Origin of the sequence: Bradyrhizobium sp. (assembly GCF_036009065.1) — a bacterium.
Lineage (GTDB): Bacteria > Pseudomonadota > Alphaproteobacteria > Rhizobiales > Xanthobacteraceae > Bradyrhizobium.
In genome coordinates, this window is record NZ_DASYMN010000292.1 from 1 (window position 1) to 1,694 (window position 1,694).

Annotated in this window: 2 protein-coding genes; both read left to right on the top strand. The window is 61.2% G+C overall.

The genetic code is table 11. The annotated features are described in order from the left end of the window. On the top strand, positions 1-160 hold a 160-nt coding region (locus tag VGP39_RS28195; protein ID WP_414644715.1), incomplete at its 5' end, for a replication protein RepA. 87 nt (positions 161-247) lie between these two features. Continuing rightward, complete coding sequence (locus VGP39_RS18085; RefSeq protein WP_327569470.1) at positions 248-1,495, top strand: ISAzo13 family transposase; 1,248 nt, start codon at positions 248-250, stop codon at positions 1,493-1,495. The last annotated feature ends 199 nt before the right edge of the window (positions 1,496-1,694 follow it).

Sequence of the window (1,694 nt, forward strand, 5' to 3'; positions counted from 1 at the left end):
CCTAGATTCGCCGGCAGAAGGACAAGGGAGCCTCTTTCTGGAAACTGCGACCCTGAGTGACGGCTTCTACAAACAGTTGCAGCAACACTCCGTTCCCTTGGAGGAGGCAGCGGTACGCGCCGTCGCCAATAACTCGATGGCGCTCGATATCTATGCTTAGGGATCATCCGGAGATAACTGAATCGGGTGGTAGCAGTTGGGGTAGCCGGGGATTCCCCCGAGTTGCGAATGTAGCTACTGCCTTTTCATGATCGACATCACTCCGATTCGCGCGCGCTTTGAGGCCCTTGCAGCACACCTGGACGAGCGGGGCCGGCGCATCTTCGCGGCGACGGAAGCGAGCACTGCTGGCCATGGCGGCATCGCGGCGGTGTCGCGGGCGACCGGCATCGCGGCCAGCACGATCGGCCGGGGCCTGACGGAGTTGGCCGCAGCAGACGTCCTCGATCCGGTTCGGGTCCGTCGTGCCGGCGGCGGCAGCAAGAAGCTGGTGAGCAAGGATGCTACGCTGCTCGCCGATCTGCTGGCTCTGGTCGAGCCGGATGCACGTGGCGATCCCATGTCGCCGCTGCGCTGGACCTGCAAAAGCCTGTCGCAGTTGGCACGGGCGATGGCTGTGCAGGGCCACAAGGTTGGTCGCACTGTGATCGGCGAGTTGTTGCATCAGCAGAAGTTCAGTCTGCAAGCCAACCGCAAGACGCGAGAGGGCGACGGCCACCCGGATCGCGACGCCCAGTTCGTCCATCTCAATGAGAGCGTAAGGACCGCCCTGGCCGTCGGTGAGCCAGTGATCTCGGTTGACACCAAGAAGAAGGAACTCGTCGGCGACTTCAAGAATGCCGGTCAGGCGTGGCGTCCGCAGGGCCAGCCGGAGGAAGTCCGGGTGCATGACTTCCTGATCAAGCAATTGGGCCGGGCAGTGCCGTATGGCATCTACGACCTTGCCTCCAACGCTGGCTGGGTCAGTGTCGGCATGAACAACGACACCGCGGCATTTGCCGTGCAGACAATTCGCCGTTGGTGGCAGGAGGTCGGCCGGAGGCGCTATCCGCTTGCCACGCGGCTGACCATTACCGCCGACGGCGGTGGCAGCAACGGTTCGCGCCTGCGGCTATGGAAGCGCGAACTGCAACGTCTTGCCTTGGAACTTGGCATCGACATTGTCGTGCACCACCTGCCGCCGGGCACCAGCAAATGGAACAAGATCGAGCACCGGCTGTTCTCGTTCATCACGATGAACTGGAAGGCCACGCCGCTGGTCAGCTACCGCGTCATAGTTGACCTGATCGGAGCCACCCAAACCAAGACCGGGCTTGCGGTCCGCTGCGAACTTGATAGCACCGAATACCCAAAGGGTATCGTCGTGTCCGATCAGGAGATGGACAATCTCCACATCACCCGTGATGCGTTCCATGGCGAGTGGAACTACACCATCCACCCAAGTGCCAGGGCCTTAATGACCTCTCCGCCAACCGAAGCAGTTAATTCCGGATGAACCCTTATCTCACCTGCTGGACGCAGATTTCGTGTCGCCAGATCCGGAATGCCTTAGCCCGAGCCCGTCGATAGCCATCGGCCGTCATGCGATGACGACTCAGTCGAAAGTGGCCATAAATGATGCCATGGGCGGAGAGGAAGCTCTGTGCTTGATCGACGGACTTGAAGCGCTGCATCTGGCGTTCTCGTCGTCGTGT

Bases quoted from the DNA above. Each gene is read 5' to 3' on its own strand.
- VGP39_RS18085 (WP_327569470.1), top strand. From the start codon at position 248: ATGATCGACATCACTCCGATTCGCGCGCGCTTTGAGGCCCTTGCAGCA.